The organism is Aliiroseovarius sediminilitoris, from assembly GCF_900109955.1.
GTDB lineage: Bacteria > Pseudomonadota > Alphaproteobacteria > Rhodobacterales > Rhodobacteraceae > Aliiroseovarius > Aliiroseovarius sediminilitoris.
In genome coordinates this window covers 2,934,826-2,951,210 of sequence record NZ_FOJB01000001.1, presented here as the reverse complement: position 1 = coordinate 2,951,210, position 16,385 = coordinate 2,934,826, and the positions used below count along the sequence as shown (strand labels likewise).

General features: G+C 59.6%; 17 protein-coding genes. 8 read left to right on the top strand and 9 right to left on the bottom strand.

Translation table 11 applies throughout. The features are described 5' to 3' along the window. Nucleotides 1–199 precede the first annotated feature (199 nt). Nucleotides 200–547 carry a DUF2794 domain-containing protein gene (locus tag BMY55_RS14530; RefSeq protein WP_091432690.1) on the top strand — a complete coding sequence of 116 codons (348 nt, stop codon included), beginning with the start codon at nt 200–202 and terminating at the stop codon, nt 545–547. A gap of 3 nt (nt 548–550) precedes the next feature. On the opposite strand, the gene BMY55_RS14525 is transcribed toward BMY55_RS14530, so the two are convergent. The 3 genes from BMY55_RS14525 to BMY55_RS14515 form a co-directional block, all read right to left on the bottom strand. Further along, nucleotides 551–1,372, bottom strand: a complete 822-nt coding sequence (locus tag BMY55_RS14525) for a C40 family peptidase (RefSeq protein ID WP_091431694.1) — start codon at nt 1,370–1,372, stop codon at nt 551–553. After that, nucleotides 1,372–2,754 carry a leucyl aminopeptidase family protein gene (locus BMY55_RS14520; RefSeq protein WP_091431692.1) on the bottom strand — a complete coding sequence of 461 codons (1,383 nt, stop codon included), beginning with the start codon at nt 2,752–2,754 and terminating at the stop codon, nt 1,372–1,374. Before BMY55_RS14520 ends, BMY55_RS14525 begins: the two co-directional genes overlap by 1 nt. Nucleotides 2,755–2,840: 86 nt before the next feature. Further along, a complete protein-coding gene (locus BMY55_RS14515) occupies nt 2,841–3,221 on the bottom strand; it encodes a hypothetical protein (protein WP_143064346.1) in 381 nt (126 codons plus the stop codon). Between the two features lie 140 nt (nt 3,222–3,361). Between BMY55_RS14515 and BMY55_RS14510 the strand changes: the two genes are divergently transcribed. From BMY55_RS14510 to BMY55_RS14490, 5 genes are read left to right on the top strand one after another with little or no spacing between them, the layout of a single operon-like run. After that, the gene (locus tag BMY55_RS14510) at nt 3,362–4,009 is read left to right on the top strand and encodes a carbonic anhydrase (protein ID WP_091432687.1); all 648 of its coding nucleotides are present in this window, start codon (nt 3,362–3,364) and stop codon (nt 4,007–4,009) included. A gap of 17 nt (nt 4,010–4,026) precedes the next feature. Beyond that, nucleotides 4,027–4,665 (top strand): lysophospholipid acyltransferase family protein, encoded by a 639-nt coding sequence (locus tag BMY55_RS14505; protein ID WP_091431688.1) that lies wholly within the window; start codon nt 4,027–4,029, stop codon nt 4,663–4,665. Beyond that, nucleotides 4,662–5,603, top strand: coding sequence for a phosphatidate cytidylyltransferase (locus tag BMY55_RS14500; RefSeq protein WP_091431686.1), 942 nt, complete (start codon nt 4,662–4,664; stop codon nt 5,601–5,603). The genes BMY55_RS14505 and BMY55_RS14500 overlap by 4 nt, the downstream gene beginning before the upstream one ends. A gap of 18 nt (nt 5,604–5,621) precedes the next feature. Next, entirely contained in the window at nt 5,622–6,239 is a 618-nt protein-coding gene (locus BMY55_RS14495) for a CDP-alcohol phosphatidyltransferase family protein (protein ID WP_091431684.1), read from the top strand. Nucleotides 6,240–6,284: 45 nt separating this feature from the next. Further along, entirely contained in the window at nt 6,285–6,818 is a 534-nt protein-coding gene (locus BMY55_RS14490) for an SRPBCC family protein (RefSeq protein WP_091431682.1), read from the top strand. A gap of 96 nt (nt 6,819–6,914) precedes the next feature. Here the strand turns inward: BMY55_RS14490 and BMY55_RS14485 are convergent, their stop codons facing one another. The 3 genes from BMY55_RS14485 to BMY55_RS14475 form a co-directional block, all read right to left on the bottom strand. Further along, nucleotides 6,915–8,153 carry an MFS transporter gene (locus BMY55_RS14485; protein WP_091431681.1) on the bottom strand — a complete coding sequence of 413 codons (1,239 nt, stop codon included), beginning with the start codon at nt 8,151–8,153 and terminating at the stop codon, nt 6,915–6,917. Beyond that, entirely contained in the window at nt 8,150–8,818 is a 669-nt protein-coding gene (locus tag BMY55_RS14480; protein WP_091431679.1) for a sulfite exporter TauE/SafE family protein, read from the bottom strand. Before BMY55_RS14480 ends, BMY55_RS14485 begins: the two co-directional genes overlap by 4 nt. A gap of 192 nt (nt 8,819–9,010) precedes the next feature. Further along, nucleotides 9,011–10,033: an aspartate-semialdehyde dehydrogenase gene (locus tag BMY55_RS14475; RefSeq protein ID WP_091431678.1), complete on the bottom strand. Its 1,023-nt coding sequence runs from the start codon at nt 10,031–10,033 to the stop codon at nt 9,011–9,013. A 384-nt stretch (nt 10,034–10,417) separates the two neighbouring features. On the opposite strand from BMY55_RS14475, the gene BMY55_RS14465 reads away from it, so the two are divergent. Further along, nucleotides 10,418–11,728 carry a DEAD/DEAH box helicase gene (locus BMY55_RS14465; protein ID WP_091431676.1) on the top strand — a complete coding sequence of 437 codons (1,311 nt, stop codon included), beginning with the start codon at nt 10,418–10,420 and terminating at the stop codon, nt 11,726–11,728. Here the strand turns inward: BMY55_RS14465 and BMY55_RS14460 are convergent. Continuing rightward, nucleotides 11,725–12,912, bottom strand: a complete 1,188-nt coding sequence (locus tag BMY55_RS14460) for an MFS transporter (RefSeq protein WP_091431674.1) — start codon at nt 12,910–12,912, stop codon at nt 11,725–11,727. The two genes, BMY55_RS14465 and BMY55_RS14460, sit on opposite strands and share 4 nt — an antisense overlap. Before the next feature lie 141 nt (nt 12,913–13,053). After that, nucleotides 13,054–14,088 (bottom strand): uroporphyrinogen decarboxylase, encoded by a 1,035-nt coding sequence (gene hemE, locus BMY55_RS14455; protein ID WP_091431672.1) that lies wholly within the window; start codon nt 14,086–14,088, stop codon nt 13,054–13,056. Between the two features lie 117 nt (nt 14,089–14,205). On the opposite strand from hemE, the gene hemC reads away from it, so the two are divergent. After that, entirely contained in the window at nt 14,206–15,162 is a 957-nt protein-coding gene (gene hemC, locus BMY55_RS14450) for a hydroxymethylbilane synthase (RefSeq protein ID WP_091432684.1), read from the top strand. Nucleotides 15,163–15,204: 42 nt separating this feature from the next. Here hemC and BMY55_RS14445 read toward each other — a convergent pair whose 3' ends face one another. Further along, nucleotides 15,205–16,380 (bottom strand): acetyl-CoA C-acyltransferase family protein, encoded by a 1,176-nt coding sequence (locus BMY55_RS14445; protein WP_091431670.1) that lies wholly within the window; start codon nt 16,378–16,380, stop codon nt 15,205–15,207. Nucleotides 16,381–16,385 lie beyond the last annotated feature (5 nt).

Genomic DNA, 16,385 nt, shown 5'->3' with positions numbered 1-16,385 from the left:
AAGAAAGTAGACCCGGTGCCGCAAACTGGGTGGGGGCTGTTACCACGACACCGGGCTGAGCTCACGCTCTCTCTACAGGCTCAGATATGGCGGGTTAACGCGGCGTCAAAAAGGAAGCCCTGTGGTTTCTTCCGCACGAAAACGCGACCAAATCTGGGCAGGGATTGATTTGTTCACCTTTGATCGGCAAGCTGAAGGTATGAACATGCAAAACTTGACGCCCTTCCCCGGGCAGGGCCAACCGGACGACCAAGTTGTCTTTCATCGTAGGGAACTTGGCACCATTATGGGCCTTTATGGACGCATGGTCGCCGCTGGCGAATGGCGTGACTATGGGATGAGCTTTCTGCGCGAGGTCGCGATTTTCTCGGTCTTTCGGCGCACTGCGGAAACGCCTCTTTACCGGATCGAAAAACGCCCCAAGCTGCGGAATCGACAGGGGCAGTATGCGGTGATCGGTATGGACGGGCGCATCCTGAAACGTGGCAGCGATTTGCAGGCTGTGCTCAGGGTGCTGGAACGAAAGCTGATCCGTGCCGTTGAATAAAGGTCAGAGCCGCCGACGCGCCGTGACCGGCCCGTCGCCTTGCGCTTCGATGCGGGCGACCCCGGCGGCGATGTCTTCATAGGCAACGGCCATATGATATGCGTTGGCATGGATCATGCGCATTTGATCGACCACCACTGCAACATGACCCTTCCAGAACAACAGATCACCGCGTTCAAGCGGTGCGTCCTCGGCAATCGCGGTGCCCAGCGTTTCCTGCATGTCGCTGTCACCGGGGCACTCATAGCCCGCTGCCAGAAGCGCGGCTTGCACCAGACCCGAACAATCGATGCCCGCGCGCGAGTTGCCGCCCCACAGGTAGGGCGTGCCCAGAAACAGCTCGGCATTGGTGACAGTATCGCCATGCGGCGTCCCAACCGGGCAAAGATGCGCTGTCGGCACGAAAAGCCCGGTATCGGTCTCCGAAAACCGATTGGCAGTGGCGACGATGGTTACTTGTGCACCAAATGACAGCGCATCCACTTCGTGTTGTTTCATGTCAGGGGCAGGGTAGAGATGCGAGCCAAGCGTGCAGACCCAATGAGTTGCCCGCACGTCGTCAGTCAGGCAAGCCGAGGCGATATAGCCGACATATCCGTCCTTTTCGGCCTGCATGAAGGCAAAGCCATCGTGGTCCTCCAACTGCAACACGCGTTCGCCAAACAGCGCCTGACGGTTGCGCGAGCCGTTCGGGGCTTTCAGTATATCCACCACACCACCCGCGATACGGTGCCATGTGCCTTGCGTATATTCAGGTGCATCGACTTGGTCGCGCAGGCTTTCATGCGCGACGCGCGCGTTGGCGGGGGTCAGGCGGGCATCCATCACAGATCCAACATGTCAGGAAGGGCCGCCAGCAGTGCTCGTGCGCCCATTCCGACCCCGCCCTTCGGGCGGGCAGGGGCGGCGTTGGGGTTCCAGCCATAGATGTCGAAATGCATATACCGCAAAGTGTCCGTGACAAATCGGTTCAGAAACAGCGCCGCGGTGATCGAGCCGGCAAAGCCACCCTTGGGCGCGTTGTCCAGATCGGCGATGCCGGGTTCAATCATCGTTTCATAGGGCTTCCACAGGGGCATTTCCCATACCGGGTCCGCGGCCGCAGTGGCCCCCTTGCGCAGCGCATCGGCATCGGCTGGCTGGGTCGCATAGAAGGGCGACAGGTCCGGGCCGACCGCGACCCGCGCGGCCCCGGTCAACGTCGCCATCGATACAATCAGCTCGGGCTTTTCTTCATCCGCCAAGGCCAGCGCATCGGCCAGGACCAGACGCCCTTCGGCATCGGTGTTGTTCACTTCGACCGTCAGACCCTTGCGCGAGGTCAGGATGTCGCCGGGGCGAAACGCATTGCCCGCGACCGCGTTTTCCACAGCCGGGATCAGGACCCGAAGCTGTAGTTTCAGCCCAAGCGCCATGATCATATGCGCCAGACCCAGCACGGTGGCCGCCCCGCCCATGTCCTTTTTCATCAAGCCCATGGACGCACCGGGTTTCAGGTTCAGCCCCCCGGTATCAAAACAAACGCCTTTGCCAACCAGTGTCAGCTTCGGGCCTGTATCCCCCCAGCGCAGATCGATCAGCCGGGGCGCACGGTCCGCGGCACGGCCCACGGCATGGATCATTGGCAAGTTGTCCCTGAGCAGCGCATCGCCTGTGGTGATAGTGACCTTGGCGCCATGATCCTTCGCCAATGTGGTGATCGCCTGCTCCAGTTGGTCCGGCCCCAAATCTTCAGTCGGCGTGTTGATCAGATCGCGGGTCAGCGATTCACCCGCCGCGATCACCTCAAGCCGCTTTGCATCAATTCCGTCGGGTGCGACGATCATCGCTTCGGGCCGTTTCTGGTCGGCGTATCGGTCGAACCGATACCCTTCCAAAAGCCAGCCAAGCGCGGCTTCTTCCAGCGCGGTCGGGTCCAACGCGTGTTGTAGGCGATAGGTGCCTTTGGGCAGCTTGGCGCGTGCCGCAGCCATACCAAAGCGGTTGCGTGAACGGGCCGCCTCGTCACCATTGCCGACCAAGGCCAGCGCAGGCACGCCGTCTTCGTCCGGCACCACCAAAACTTCACCCAACGTTCCCTGAAAGCCATTTGCGCGTGCCCAGACGCGTGCGGGTTCCGGCAGGGCGCTCAGAACGGTTTCATCACCTTTTTCGATCGCAATCAGGGGAATGGCGTCCGGAGTCTCAGGGGCAAATGTCAGGGTCATCTTGGCCTCGGATATGTTGTTGCGAAGACAACTTAACGCGACAGCGCGGCACCGCAAGGCAAAGGCACGGGTCGGCTTGGAACCGCTTAGATCGACATATCCTGAATGTCCCACACGGCAATCAGGCTGCGTTCACTGATCCGGCCCAAACGCGCCACCGTTGCGTTGAAGGCCGGAAGGTCGCTTGTGTTGGACAGATCAAGCACATCGCGGGCCACCCGGCCAAGGCTTGTCATGCCGATTCTGTTGGCAATCGCGATCAGATTTCGCACCTGATCACGCAGATCTTCGGTTCGCCCTTGTCGGTGTGATTTCTGAACATCGGCCATGCCGATTGCCAAATCCTCAAGGGCCTGATTGACCTCTTTATCGGCCCGCACCGGGCCCCATTGCACATACATGCGTTCCAATTGCGCGCGATCCAGCCGCACGGTTTCCCTGTGGCTTAACTTTACAACGACAGTCACCTGTTCACCCCTAGTAATATTCCCTCTCGTGGTGATCGTGACGTAACGGCCTCAAGAATTCGTATATGGATACTGCAAAATTTTCTCGAATTTCATACGATTGCCACCTACATACGGGGCAACAGGAATTGGAGGACATCATGGAACGCGCGCAACCGCTGCCCAACTATCTTGCTCAACGTTACCATGGCTGGAAGGCCACGGGGTATGCCGATAACCAATCCTGGTATCGACAACTTGCTGAACAGGGACAGCATCCGCGCGCCATGGTCATATCCTGCTGTGATTCTCGCGTTCACGTCACGGCGATTTTCGGCGCGGATCAGGGCGAGTTCTTCATTCACCGCAACATCGCAAACCTTGTTCCGCCATACGCGCCGGACGGTGATTACCACGGCACATCGGCGGCGATCGAATATGCCGTGACCGCCTTGAAGGTCGCCCATCTGATCGTGCTGGGTCATTCCAGCTGTGGCGGCGTGCATGGGTTTCACGAAATGTGCCATGGCCGCGCACCGGAACTGTCCGAAAAAACGTCCTTTGTAGGGCGTTGGATCGACATTCTAAAACCGGGGTATGAGCGTCTTGGCGGCAACGACGCCGAGATCGACAGCGCAACGCTTGAAAAAGAAGCCGTGCTTGTGTCGATGGAAAATCTGCTGACCTTTCCGTTTGTTCAGGACGCTGTGGCAGACGGCAAGCTGACGCTACATGGGTTGTGGAACGACATCGGCGAAGGCGGGTTGGAATATTACGACGCCAAGAGCAAGACGTTCCGTCCTGTCTGATCTGATTGGTCAGGTGGATGTTTCATAGCGCACTGCCCTTTTTGGTTGGCAACGCGATTTCGCTTTTCGCGAGGGTTGTGACAGCGGTGCGCGGCGTGTGGCAGGGGGTTGAGCCGGTGCCGCGCCAGCGCATCTATTTCGCCAACCACAGCTCGAACGGAGATTTCGTGTTGATCTGGACAGTGCTGCCGCCTGCGCTTAGGGGGCGCACCCGTCCGGTTGCCGGGTCGGACTATTGGCTAACGGGCAAGCTGAAAACCTTCATCGGGCGCGAGGTTTTCAATGCTGTTCTGATCGACCGCAATCCAGAGACCCGTCGCGAGGATCCCATCAGCCAGATGGTCACAGCGCTGGATGAAGGTGCAAGCCTGATCCTGTTTCCCGAAGGCACCCGTAACATGACCGACGACACGCTGTTGCCGTTCAAGCCCGGGCTTTACCATCTGGCGCAGGCACGACCCGATGTGGAGCTTGTGCCGACATGGATCGACAACCTGACCTCGGTCATGCCGAAGGGCAAGGTGATCCCGGTGCCGCTTTTGTGCTCGGTCACATTTGGGGAGCCGCTCTGCGTGGTCGAGAACGAGGACAAGGCGGCGTTTCTGGCGCGCGCCGAGGCTGCGCTGACCAAAGTGGCAGACGAGGTTGCACGATGAATGCCCCTGCTGAATTCACCACCCTGATCAGCGGGGTCTTGGCAATCTTGATTGTCGCGTCGGTAATTGGTCAGGTGCTGAAGGCGCGGATCGGTCCGGATAACGAGGTGATCGACAACCTTGTCGCCCGAATCAATGCATGGTGGGGCATGGCTGTCCTGCTGGCGCTGGCCATGTTGGGCGGGCAGGCGGGTGTTGTCATCCTGTTTGCAGTGCTCAGTTTCGCGGGGTTGCGGGAGTTTCTGACCCTGACCGCCAAGCGGCGTGCCGACCATTGGGCCTTGGTGGTCAGCTTTTTCGTGATCCTGCCGGTGCAATACGTCCTGATCTGGGCGGATTGGTATGGCATGTTTTCTGTGTTCATCCCGGTCTATGCCTTCCTTTTGCTGCCTATCGTCGTCGCCGTTCACGGTGACACGGATGGCTTCTTGACTCGCGTGGCCGAAACGCAATGGGGTCTTATGATCTGCGTCTTTGCAGCCAGCCATGTGCCTGCGCTTCTGTCGCTGAATATCCCCGGATATGAGGGCAAGAACGTGCTTCTTGTCGCGTTCCTGGTGGTCGTGGTGCAATTGTCGGATGTGCTGCAATATGTCTGGGGCAAGCTGATTGGGCGGCACAAAATCGCGCCGCGCCTGTCACCCTCGAAAACGTGGGAGGGGTTTCTGGGCGGGATTATCAGCGCCTCGGCAGTGGGGGCAGGGTTGTGGTGGATGACGCCGTTCACCCCGCTTGAGGCGGCAGGCCTGTCTTTGGTCGTCACCCTGATGGGTTTTTTCGGCGGGCTGGTGATGTCAGCCATCAAACGCGACAAAGGGGTGAAGGATTGGGGCCATCTGATCGCAGGCCATGGTGGGTTTATTGATCGGCTGGACAGCGTCGTTTTTTCTGCCCCCATCTTCTTTCACCTGACGCGCTATTTCTGGTCCGTCGCCTGATTTAATAGTTGAGGTCTCATGACACAACGACGACCCATCGCAACCCGCGACCGTAAATGGGCGCAGCGCGCCGCCTCCTGGCTTGCGCATAAAGACATCACGCCCAACCAGATCAGCCAAGCGTCGATCCTGTGCGCGGTGTTTGCGGGCACGGCCTTCTGGCTGTCAGGCGGGGCGTCGGCTGTTTGGCTGATCATTGCCGCGCTGTCGGTACAGGCCCGGCTGCTGTGCAATCTGTTTGACGGGATGGTTGCGGTCGAAGGGGGGCGCGCGGAATCCGACGGTCCATTCTGGAACGAGGCACCGGATCGCTATGCGGATATCGCGATCCTTGTGGGTATGGGTTTTGGGGTTGGCGTGCCTGCGCTGGGCTGGGCTGCGGCGACCATGGCTGTTCTGACCGCCTACACCCGCGAAGCAGGTGCTGCGCAGGGGTTGGAGCCTGACTTTTCCGGCCCAATGGCGAAGCAGCACCGCATGGCGCTTGCCACATTGGCCGCAGTGTTTGCGGTGTTTGCGCCTGTTGTGTTCGGGCTGGTCACGCTGGAGCTTGCCCTTTGGGTTATCTTTCTGGGCACGGCGTTCACGGCGCTTCGGCGCGGTAAGCGCATGATCGCTGCACTTAAATCGCGTTAATCCTCAATTCATGCTATCCTTTATCCATTATTGGAAGGGATTTACATGAAGCTTGTTTTTGGGCTGTTGAAGGGGTTCGCGATCGTCGTGGTCGCCCTGATCGCGATTGCGTTCTTGCTGCCGTCTGAAGTGTCCGTCAGTCGTTCAATACAGATATCTGCCCCCGCCGCGGACATCTTTCCGCACGTCAACTCGATGCAAGCCACCGAAGCATGGTCGCCATGGCTGTCTCGCGACCCGAATGTAGAGCTTACCTATGAAGGGCCAGAGGACGGTGTCGGTAACACGCTTCGCTGGTCGTCTGATGAACCAAGCGTAGGGACTGGTATTCAGGTAATTACGGCCAGCACCCCCAACGAACGTGTGGAAACCGCGCTGGATTTTGGACCGCAGGGATTGGCGAATGCCTATTTCGATCTGGAACCGGCGGACGGTGGGACATTGGTAACTTGGGGCTTTGACACGAAATTGGGCATGAATCCCTTTGCCCGGTGGATGGGCCTGATGTTCGACAGCTGGATTGGAGCCGATTACGAAAAAGGCTTGGCCAATCTGAAGGCGTTGGTCGAAGCTGGGTGACAATACGTCATTCAGGGCAAGATTGGCGGGACTTTCCAGATATTTGCCGAGTCTCCGTTTCTCACCCAGTCAGCCGAGTTGTCCCGCCTTTCCCCTTCATTCTCGCACATCAATCTTCACCAGAAACATGGCTTGGCCGATTGCGGCCGCAAGCGCAGTCGCGAAGACGATCCATGTTCCCAAGGCAGCGACAGCAAAGCCTCCGACAAGAGGGAGAACGAAAGCGGGTGCTGTCAGCGCGTTGAAATATCCGCTATAGGCGGGGCGTCGGTCGTCGGGTGATATCTCCATCAGCAGCCCGATAACCGCAATCGTCAGTCCATTCGCCAATGCGCCAAGAACGAAGAAGACGACCAGCAAGATTGGCGCAACCAGCTCTGGCGGAAAGGGCATCAGCAGAAGAACCAGAAGGGCGATTGGCGGAGCTGTGCGGGCAATTGCGATTGCGCGCATCAGGCTCAATTTACCCAAGCTATCGCCCCACCAGCCCCAAAGCGGATTTCCCGCAAGCGCTCCTAAGGTCTGTGCACCGAGTAACAGCGCCACGTTCTCCAAACCTAACCCAAGGTGATCGGCCGCGACGACAAAAAAAGGAGCGGCGATGAGAACAGCGCCTCCGCACCATTGCGCAAAAACGAAGCGACGGAATACCGGATCGTTCTGGAACGTCACTGCACCCTCGCGCAAATAGGCCGTGAAACTACTCGCCGCGTTGGAAGGCGACTTCTGCTCGGGTTCTCCCATTGCAGTGAAGATCAAAGACGAGAGCAACATCAGGAACGCCGCGATCCCAAGCACGGCACCATAGGATGTAGGAAAATCGAGCGTTTGCAGCAAATTGTCTGCCAACGCCGCGACGACAAGGGCGACGATACCTCCACCGAAAAAGCGGATTGAAAGCATCCGGCTCCGGCGTTCCGACGGAACGGATCGGGCAACAATATCGTTGTAGGGAACGCCAACGATGCCGCTGAGAAAAGCGTAGAGAACCCAAAGCCCAAGGGTTAGTCCACCGAGTGTGGCATGGGTCCAACCGGCCGCCGCACCGATCCAAAGAACGATTGCGAGTATTGCTATGGCCGCTGTCCGTCCAAACGCGCCTGCAATATAGAAGGGCATTGAAGACGTCCCGCGACCGGCGAAATAACCGACGAAAAGCTGGGGCAGAAGCCAGCCGAGCCGCAGGATCGTCGAGACCGCGCCTACCGCGACCGTGCTGCCCGTCAATTGGAAAACCAGCGCCGACATCACGGTTGCACTGTCCACGGCCGCCGACCCTGCCTGAAATGCGGTGCCTGCACCTGCGACGTGCCAGAAGCGGCGGCGGGGGGTCATGTCCCGCTCCAATCCACAGGTTCTACGAACAGACCGAACCAGGCGGACCAGACACCCAGCCCGACAAAGATCACACCGACGAGCCAGCGACGCGGTCGCAACCAGTCTGCAAGCCGTTCGAGAGGCCGAGCAAGGCCGGGAATGATGGAAAGCGGCACCAGTGGGAGCGACAGCGCGAGTGCGAAGACCGCCATCATCAGAAAACCAGTCGCCGCCGACCCGCTGAATGTCGCAGTGCCCATAAGCCCAAAAAGGATCGGTGCAGCGCAGGCGGGAATGTTCAGCCCGAACGCCAGTCCTTGCAGAAGCGGGTTGGAGGCAACCTTCCATCGTTCGGGCGCGAACCCGATGTGGTGGCGCATTGTTTTGTCCCAACCAGAGATTATCGCAAACCCAAGGCCAAGATAGATTGCGCCGAAAACAAGCCACGCACTTGTCTGCACCCCGATAAGGCGTTGGCCCAGCACGACGATCAAGCCACCAAATCCGCCCATGACGACGAGCCGTGCCAGAATAAAGATGAACGCTGCACTGATCCGCTGCCCCATCGAGCGGGCCCGCTGGCCTCCCAGAAACAGCATATGTGCGCCAATGGTGCAGGGTTCGATGAAGCCGAGTAACCCGAGGCCAAATGCTAGCAGCAGCGTTTGAAATGTGATCTCCATAAGTGCCTTTAATTTCATCAAATCTGGGGATTTATGCTAGACCTTCCACTTGCGGGAGGGTAAAGCGATTTTTCAGGAGTTGGCATTGGCTGCATTGCGGAACCATCCAATCTGGACCCTGAGTTGTCATTCCCACACGTAAGAAAGCCCCACCAAAAGGCAGGGCTCTCACAACTCACTCACTATGGGAATTCAGCCCTTCTTCAGAACCTCGCGGCCCAGAAGTTCCGCGATCTGAACTGCGTTCAGGGCGGCACCCTTGCGCAGGTTGTCTGACACACACCAGAGGTTCAGGCCATTCTCGACGGTCACGTCCTGACGGATGCGGCTGATGAAGGTGGCGAAGTCGCCGACACATTCCACCGGCGTGACGTATCCGCCGTCTTCGCGCTTATCCACGACAAGAATGCCCGGGGCTTCGCGCAGGATGTCGCGGGCTTCGTCTTCGTCCAGAAACTCCTCGGTCTCGATGTTCACCGATTCCGAGTGGCCAACAAAAACCGGAACGCGCACGCAGGTCGCAGTGACCCTGATCGACGGATCGACGATCTTTTTCGTCTCGGCGACCATCTTCCATTCTTCTTTCGTGTCGCCACTGTCCATAAAGACGTCAATATGCGGGATCACGTTGAAGGCGATCTGCTTGGGATAAACCGACGGGGCCACTTCCTGCCCCGGCACATACATGCCCTTGGTCTGGTTCCACAACTCGTCGATCGCGTCTTTGCCCGAACCGGATACCGACTGATAGGTCGACACAACAACCCGTTTGATCCGGGCGCGGTCATGCAAGGGCTTCAGCGCGACAACCATCTGCGCGGTCGAGCAGTTGGGGTTCGCGATGATGTTCTTGTTCTTGTAGTCGTGGATCGCTTGCGGGTTCACCTCGGGCACGATCAGCGGGATGTCGGGATCGTAGCGATAGAGCGACGAGTTGTCGATAACGACGCAACCTGCGGCAGCCGCCTTGGGGGCGTATTGCTTGGTGGCCTCGGACCCGACAGCGAAAAGCGCCATGTCCCAACCCGTGAAATCAAACGCATCCAGATCCTTGGTGGTAAGGGTGGTATCGCCAAAGCTGACCTCGGTGCCGAGCGACCGGCGCGACGCCAGCGCGACAATCTCGTCCACAGGAAACTGGCGTTCTGCCAGAATGTTCAGCATCTCGCGGCCCACGTTCCCCGTGGCACCAACGACAGCGATTTTATAGCCCATCACGGCCTCCTATATTGCATTCAGCCTGCCAAAGCCCTTGTGAGTCTGGACAGACCGAGGGCGTCCATAGCGCAAATGCCGCGCGCGCGAAAGCGTCATGCGTGCGATCTGCCATGTTTATCGTTGACTTGTGTGCTTTTCGCTGTGATACGGGCGCTATCTGTCCGGTCGACGCGTGAGCGACCCGCCCCAAGAAGCGAGGCAGACAGAGTCAGGGCGTATTGCCCTTTTCCCAAAAGTTCCCAAATCACGCGGGGTGCTGACGACCATTCGGCGCATTGGACAAGCGGTTCAGCGCGAGTATTGGCCGCAACCGATGCGATGGGCATAACGCCCCGACCCGCGTGACAGCGGTGTGCCAGAGTGCATGCCAGAAAGACGATTATGACAAAATTTGCAGAGCTCGGGCTTGACCCGAAGCTGGTCACAACCGTGACCGAAGCCGGATATAAAACGCCGACCCCTATTCAGACCAAAGCGATTCCGCTGGTCCTTGAAGGCCGCGATGTAATGGGCTTGGCCCAGACTGGCACCGGCAAGACGGCAGCCTTTGGCCTGCCATTGATCCACCAATTGCTGCGCAACCATGACAAGCGCGAACCGAAATCGGTCAAAGCGCTGATCCTTGCCCCCACACGCGAGTTGGTGAACCAGATCGCGGTGAACCTGCGCGACTATGTCGACGGCACACATCTGAAAGTGCGCACCGTGGTCGGCGGCATGTCGATCAAGAAACAGATCAGCACACTGGCACCGGGTATCGACATTCTTGTCGCTACACCGGGACGTTTGATTGACCTTCTGGATCGTAAAGCAATCCGTCTGGATACGGCGTCATTCCTTGTGCTGGACGAGGCTGACCAGATGCTTGACATGGGGTTCATCCATGCGCTGCGCCGGATCGCCCCCGAACTGGGCACCCCGCGCCAGACCATGCTGTTCTCGGCCACCATGCCCAAACAGATGGAAGAACTGTCCCGCGCCTATTTGACCAACCCCGCCAGGGTGCAGGTATCACCTCCGGGCAAAGCCGCCGATAAGGTGACGCAGGGCATCTATTATTCGCCCGGCCGAAATGAGAAAATCACGCTGTTGATTGACCTTTTGCGCCATGACGCGGACTCGCTGTCGCTGGTGTTTTCGCGCACCAAGCATGGCGCTGAAAAGCTGATGAAAACGCTCGTCGCAGAGGGATTCAAAGCAGTTTCGATCCACGGCAATAAAAGTCAGGGTCAACGCGACCGTGCACTGGCCGCGTTCCGGTCGGGCGAGGCGCGCGTTCTGGTTGCCACCGATGTTGCCGCCCGTGGTATCGACATTCCGGGCGTCAGTCATGTCTACAATTTCGATCTGCCCGAAGTCGCCGAGAACTATGTTCACCGCATTGGCCGGACGGCCCGCGCCGGTGCAGGCGGCGACGCGATTTCTTTCGTATCAGGCGTCGAGCTTGGTCTGCTGCGCGACATTGAAAAAGTCATGAAGATCGAGATCCCGATCCTGGGCGGCACACGCCCGGTCGAGGAAAAACGCCCAACCCGCACCCAAGGTGGCGGCGGTGGCGGCGGTGGTGGACGTCGCGGCGGTGGTGGAGGAAGTGGGCGCAAACCCCGCGCCAACGGGGCAGCCCACGCAAAACCGCGCGCGGATGCCGCTCCGGCCAAAAAACGTCGTCCACAGCGACGCAGAAGCGCCTAGTCAGTGCGATCTGCGCTTAGCAGATACAGAAGACAGCCGATCAATCCCGGAACCGCAAAAAACAGGAACACGGCCTGATAGGGGGCCGTGACCGACACATCAGGGCCTTGTGCGGCTTGAAACACGCAGGCCGAAGCATATTGGAACAGCCCGACACCGCCGATCCCAAACATGTTCATCAGGGTGACACCGCGTCCCACCAGATGCGGTGGCACAAAGCTGCGGGCATGTGCGATGATCAGCGGGTAACTCGCCCCGAACAGCCCAATGGCCGCCATGATCAACGAAGCGCGCCAGGCGCCTGTTTCCGGCACAACCCACAACAGGAACACCAGCCCTACGGCAATCATGTTGCCGGGCAAGACGATCCATTTTCGGGTGTTGAACAGGCGATCCATCGGGCCATAAGCGAAACTACCAACCACCATGGCCATGGCGATACCCATGGTGGCCCAACCGATGCCCGTCGTCCCCAGCCCATAGACATCACGCAGATACGGACCCGCCCAACTGCCGCGCAACCCGGCGGCGGCGGTGTAATTCACAAGCATGATAGGGAAGATCGCCCAAAGCGCGGGCATCCTCAACAGGTCAAGAACCGACCCTTTCGAGGCACCGTCTTTTGCAACCAGTTTGGGCGGGTTGTCCACAGCCAGCATGATCATACCCGCCACCACAAGCGTCACCGCAGACATCGCCCAAAGACTGGCGCGCCACCCGAACTGCTCGACTGCCAGCGCCATCGGCAATGCGCCGGCGATGTTGCCCAGTGATCCTATGCCGATGACCATACCGGCCAGTGTTGCAAAAACCCTCGGGGAATAGATGCGGGCGAAGATGTAATAGCTTGCCATCAGAACCGGCGAACAGCCGATCCCGATCAACACCATCGCATAAAGTATATGATCCGGCGTGGTGGCCATCGCAAACACCGCGGCCCCGCCAGCTCCGCCAACAGCCAACAACGCTGCTGTCACCTTGCGCGGGCCGATATTGTCCAACCCCCAACCCACCGGAATCTGCATCAACGCAAACACCAAGAACCACGCCCCCGATGCGCGGGCCAGATCCTCGGGCGTTGCACCCAGATCAGCCTTCAGAGCCGGTGTCATCACCGCCAGAAATGCGCGATAGAACTGGCTGAGGACATATGCAATGATCAGGGTGGCAATACCAAGCCGCATCCCAGCTTCCTTTCGACAACCCGCGCACAAGACACGGGCCTGCCCAACTTGACAAGACCAAGCGTTTCTTCTGGCCTGAAATATCCTGGGGGAGGGGGAAAGCCGACAGGCTTTCGCGCGGGGGCAACGCCCCCAGCGACGTCAGCCGCCCCGCACCGTGTCGATCATCAACTGCACATTTTCCGGGTCGGCATCCGGCGTAATCCCGTGACCCAGGTTGAAGATATGCGGGCCGTTCCTGAACGCCTCGACAACCTTGCGGGTCTCGTCCACCAGAGCCTGCCCACCCGTCACCATATGGCTTGAGGCAAGGTTGCCCTGCACACAGCCATCGACCTGTACGTGCTTGGCCGCCCAGTCCGGGCTGACCGAGTTATCAATCGCCACACAATCGACGCCTGTCGCCTTGGCAAAGCCGATATACCCGTCGCCCGCCTCGCGCGGGAATCCGATTACGGGAATGCCGGGGTGGCGCTCTTTCAGCGCCAGCGTGATCTTGCGGGCCGGTTCCACAGCGTATTTCCGGAAATCGTCGTCATTCAGCGACCCGGCCCAGCTGTCGAACAGCTTTACCACTTCGGCCCCGGCGTCGATCTGCATCGAAAGGTATTCTATGGTGGCCTCGGTCAGCCGGTCCATCACCGCCTCGAACAGCGGGCGGTTTTCGGCTTTCAGCGCATGGGCCGGGCCCTGATCCTTGGTGCCTTGCCCTGCGATCATATAGGTCGCGACGGTCCACGGCATTCCGGCAAAGCCGATCAGCGTGGTCTCGTCCGGCAACGCGCGGCGCAGGATGCGCACCGTTTCGTAAATCGGGTTCAGCGTCTTGTGGATGTCGTCCTTGCCCACCAGTTTGTCAAAATCGGCCTGGCTGGTGATGGTGGACAAGCGCGGGCCTTCCCCGGTGACGAACCACAAATCCGCGCCAAGCGCCTGCGGCACCAGAAGGATGTCGGCAAACAGGATTGCCGCGTCAAACCCATAGCGGCGAATAGGTTGCAAGGTCACTTCGGCTGCCAGTTCCGGGTTATAACACAGTTTCAGAAAATCCCCCGCTTCGGCCCGCGTGGCCCGGTATTCCGGCAGGTAGCGCCCAGCCTGACGCATCATCCAGATTGGCGGCGTGGGCAGCGTTTCGCCCGCCAATGCGCGTAGGATTGTCTTTTGCTGGGTCATGAGTGCGGGCCTTTCCTGTCGGCGTTTCAGACGTGGTCCCTCACACGCGACAGGATGTCAAGCGTGCGGGGTGCCGCAGGCATGGACAGCCCTGATCTTCCGTCGTAAACGATGGGCATGACACATGCATATCCGACCCCCGACACCCCCCTGAAAATCGGCACCCGCGGCAGCCCTTTGGCGCTGGCACAGGCGCATGAAACACGTCGCCGCCTGATGGCTGCGTTCGACCTTCCCGAAGCGGCGTTCGAGATCGTCGTGATCCACACCACCGGTGATGATCGTGCCCTGATCGACGCAGATCGCCCGTTGAAAGAGATTGGCAACAAGGGTCTGTTCACCAAGGAAATCGAAGAGGCGATGCTGGATGGCCGTATCGACATTGCCGTGCATTCGATGAAGGATATGCCAACCGAACAGCCCGAAGGGCTTGTTCTGGACTGCAACCTGCCGCGTGAAGACACCCGCGATGCGTTCGTGTCGATCAACTACAGGTCCATCCGTGATCTTCCCAAGGGCGCCGTGGTCGGCACCTCGTCCCTGCGTCGCAAAGCCCAACTTCTGAACCGTCGTCCCGATCTTGAGGTTGTCGAGTTTCGCGGAAACGTCCAGACCCGCCTGAAAAAACTGGAAGATGGGGTGGCCGAGGCGACTTTTCTTGCGATGGCGGGTCTGAACCGTCTGGGGATGGACGGCGTGCCGAAAACAGCGATCCCGACCGAGGAAATGCTGAACGCTGTCGCCCAAGGTGCCATTGGCATCGAACGGCGCGCTGACGATCTGCGCGTCAAAGAGATGCTGGATGCCATCCACGACGCGGAAACCGGCCAACGGCTGGCCGCTGAACGCGCTTTTCTCGGTGCATTGGATGGGTCGTGCGAGACCCCGATTGCGGCCCTTGCCACGCTGGATGGCGACACCCTGACCCTGCGCGGGGAAATCCTGCGCACCGATGGGTCAGAGGCAAAGTCAGATCAGATTTCGGGGCCTGTATCAGACGGACCCGCGCTTGGCATCAAACTGGCCCAAGAGCTTTTGTCACGTGCCGGCGACGATTTCTTCGACTGGAAGTAAGTCTTTGCCCGGCGCTGACGCCGGGCAAGATCCTCCATCTGATCAGATACGTTCGATGGCCAGCGCGATCCCTTGACCGCCGCCGATACACATGGTGATCAACGCTTTCGACCCGCCAATCCGCTCAAGCTCATACAGCGCCTTGATCGTGATGATCGCGCCGGTTGCCCCGACGGGGTGTCCCAAGGCGATGGCCCCACCGTTCGGGTTCACCTTGGCCGGATCCAGCCCCAACCCTTTGTTCACTGCGATGGCCTGGGCCGCGAACGCCTCGTTTGACTCGATCACGTCGAAATCGGCCACGGTCAGCCCGGTCCTTGCCAACAGGTTTTCGACCGCAGGCACCGGGCCAATGCCCATCACCTCGGGCCGCACGCCCGCGTGGCCATAGCCGATGATACGGGCCATGGGCGTCAGACCCGCGCGCTCAGCTGCGTCTGCACGTGCGAGCACCAGTGCTGCTGCTCCGTCGTTGATACCCGAGGCATTGCCCGCCGTAACCGTTCCGTCCTTCTGGAACACGGTGCGCAGACCGGCCAAAGCCTCGGTCGTCGTGGGTTTGGGGTGTTCGTCACGGGCAAACTGCACCGTTTCGCGGCGTTGTTTGACCTCGATGGGGACGATCTGGCTGTCGAAACGCCCTGCTTCAATGGCAGCGGCAGCGCGTTTCTGGCTTTCCAGGGCGAAAGCGTCCTGATCTGCGCGGCTGACATCATGCTCGGCCGCGACGTTTTCCGCCGTGACGCCCATATGCCCGGTGCCAAACGGGCAGTTCAATGCGCCCAGCATCATGTCTTGCGCGCCGGTGTCACCCATCTTCTGGCCCCAGCGGGCTTGGGGCAGGATATACGGTGCGCGGCTCATGCTTTCGGCCCCACCGGCAACACCGTAATCGGCGTCGCCCAGCATCAGCGATTGCGCGATGGACACCACGGCCTGAAGCCCGGACCCGCACAGGCGGTTTACGTTCATTGCAGGTGTGGTGTCGGGAATGCCAGCCTCGATCATGGCGACCCGCGACAGATACATATCGCGCGGCTCGGTGTTGATCACGTGGCCGAAGGCCACATGACCGATCTGACCGGGTTCGACGCCTGCGCGGGCCATCGCCTCGCGCGTGACGTGGGCACCAAGGGCGCTGGGCGGCGTGGCCGCCAAACTGCCGCCAAACGTGCCAATAGCCGTGCGAGCGCCCCCAAGAATTACGATGTCGGACATGAGAA

What these genes read in the sequence shown, in the direction of transcription:
- BMY55_RS14530 (WP_091432690.1), top strand. Translation starts at nt 200, where the DNA reads ATGAACATGCAAAACTTGACGCCCTTCCCCGGGCAGGGCCAACCGGAC.
- BMY55_RS14520 (WP_091431692.1), bottom strand. Translation starts at nt 2,754, where the DNA reads ATGACCCTGACATTTGCCCCTGAGACTCCGGACGCCATTCCCCTGATT.
- BMY55_RS14510 (WP_091432687.1), top strand. Translation starts at nt 3,362, where the DNA reads ATGGAACGCGCGCAACCGCTGCCCAACTATCTTGCTCAACGTTACCAT.
- BMY55_RS14445 (WP_091431670.1), bottom strand. Translation starts at nt 16,380, where the DNA reads ATGTCCGACATCGTAATTCTTGGGGGCGCTCGCACGGCTATTGGCACG.
- hemE (WP_091431672.1), bottom strand. Translation starts at nt 14,088, where the DNA reads ATGACCCAGCAAAAGACAATCCTACGCGCATTGGCGGGCGAAACGCTG.
- BMY55_RS14465 (WP_091431676.1), top strand. Translation starts at nt 10,418, where the DNA reads ATGACAAAATTTGCAGAGCTCGGGCTTGACCCGAAGCTGGTCACAACC.
- BMY55_RS14525 (WP_091431694.1), bottom strand. Translation starts at nt 1,372, where the DNA reads ATGGATGCCCGCCTGACCCCCGCCAACGCGCGCGTCGCGCATGAAAGC.
- BMY55_RS14485 (WP_091431681.1), bottom strand. Translation starts at nt 8,153, where the DNA reads ATGACCCCCCGCCGCCGCTTCTGGCACGTCGCAGGTGCAGGCACCGCA.
- BMY55_RS14505 (WP_091431688.1), top strand. Translation starts at nt 4,027, where the DNA reads ATGTTTCATAGCGCACTGCCCTTTTTGGTTGGCAACGCGATTTCGCTT.
- BMY55_RS14460 (WP_091431674.1), bottom strand. Translation starts at nt 12,912, where the DNA reads ATGCGGCTTGGTATTGCCACCCTGATCATTGCATATGTCCTCAGCCAG.
- BMY55_RS14495 (WP_091431684.1), top strand. Translation starts at nt 5,622, where the DNA reads ATGACACAACGACGACCCATCGCAACCCGCGACCGTAAATGGGCGCAG.
- BMY55_RS14500 (WP_091431686.1), top strand. Translation starts at nt 4,662, where the DNA reads ATGAATGCCCCTGCTGAATTCACCACCCTGATCAGCGGGGTCTTGGCA.
- hemC (WP_091432684.1), top strand. Translation starts at nt 14,206, where the DNA reads ATGACACATGCATATCCGACCCCCGACACCCCCCTGAAAATCGGCACC.
- BMY55_RS14480 (WP_091431679.1), bottom strand. Translation starts at nt 8,818, where the DNA reads ATGGAGATCACATTTCAAACGCTGCTGCTAGCATTTGGCCTCGGGTTA.
- BMY55_RS14490 (WP_091431682.1), top strand. Translation starts at nt 6,285, where the DNA reads ATGAAGCTTGTTTTTGGGCTGTTGAAGGGGTTCGCGATCGTCGTGGTC.
- BMY55_RS14475 (WP_091431678.1), bottom strand. Translation starts at nt 10,033, where the DNA reads ATGGGCTATAAAATCGCTGTCGTTGGTGCCACGGGGAACGTGGGCCGC.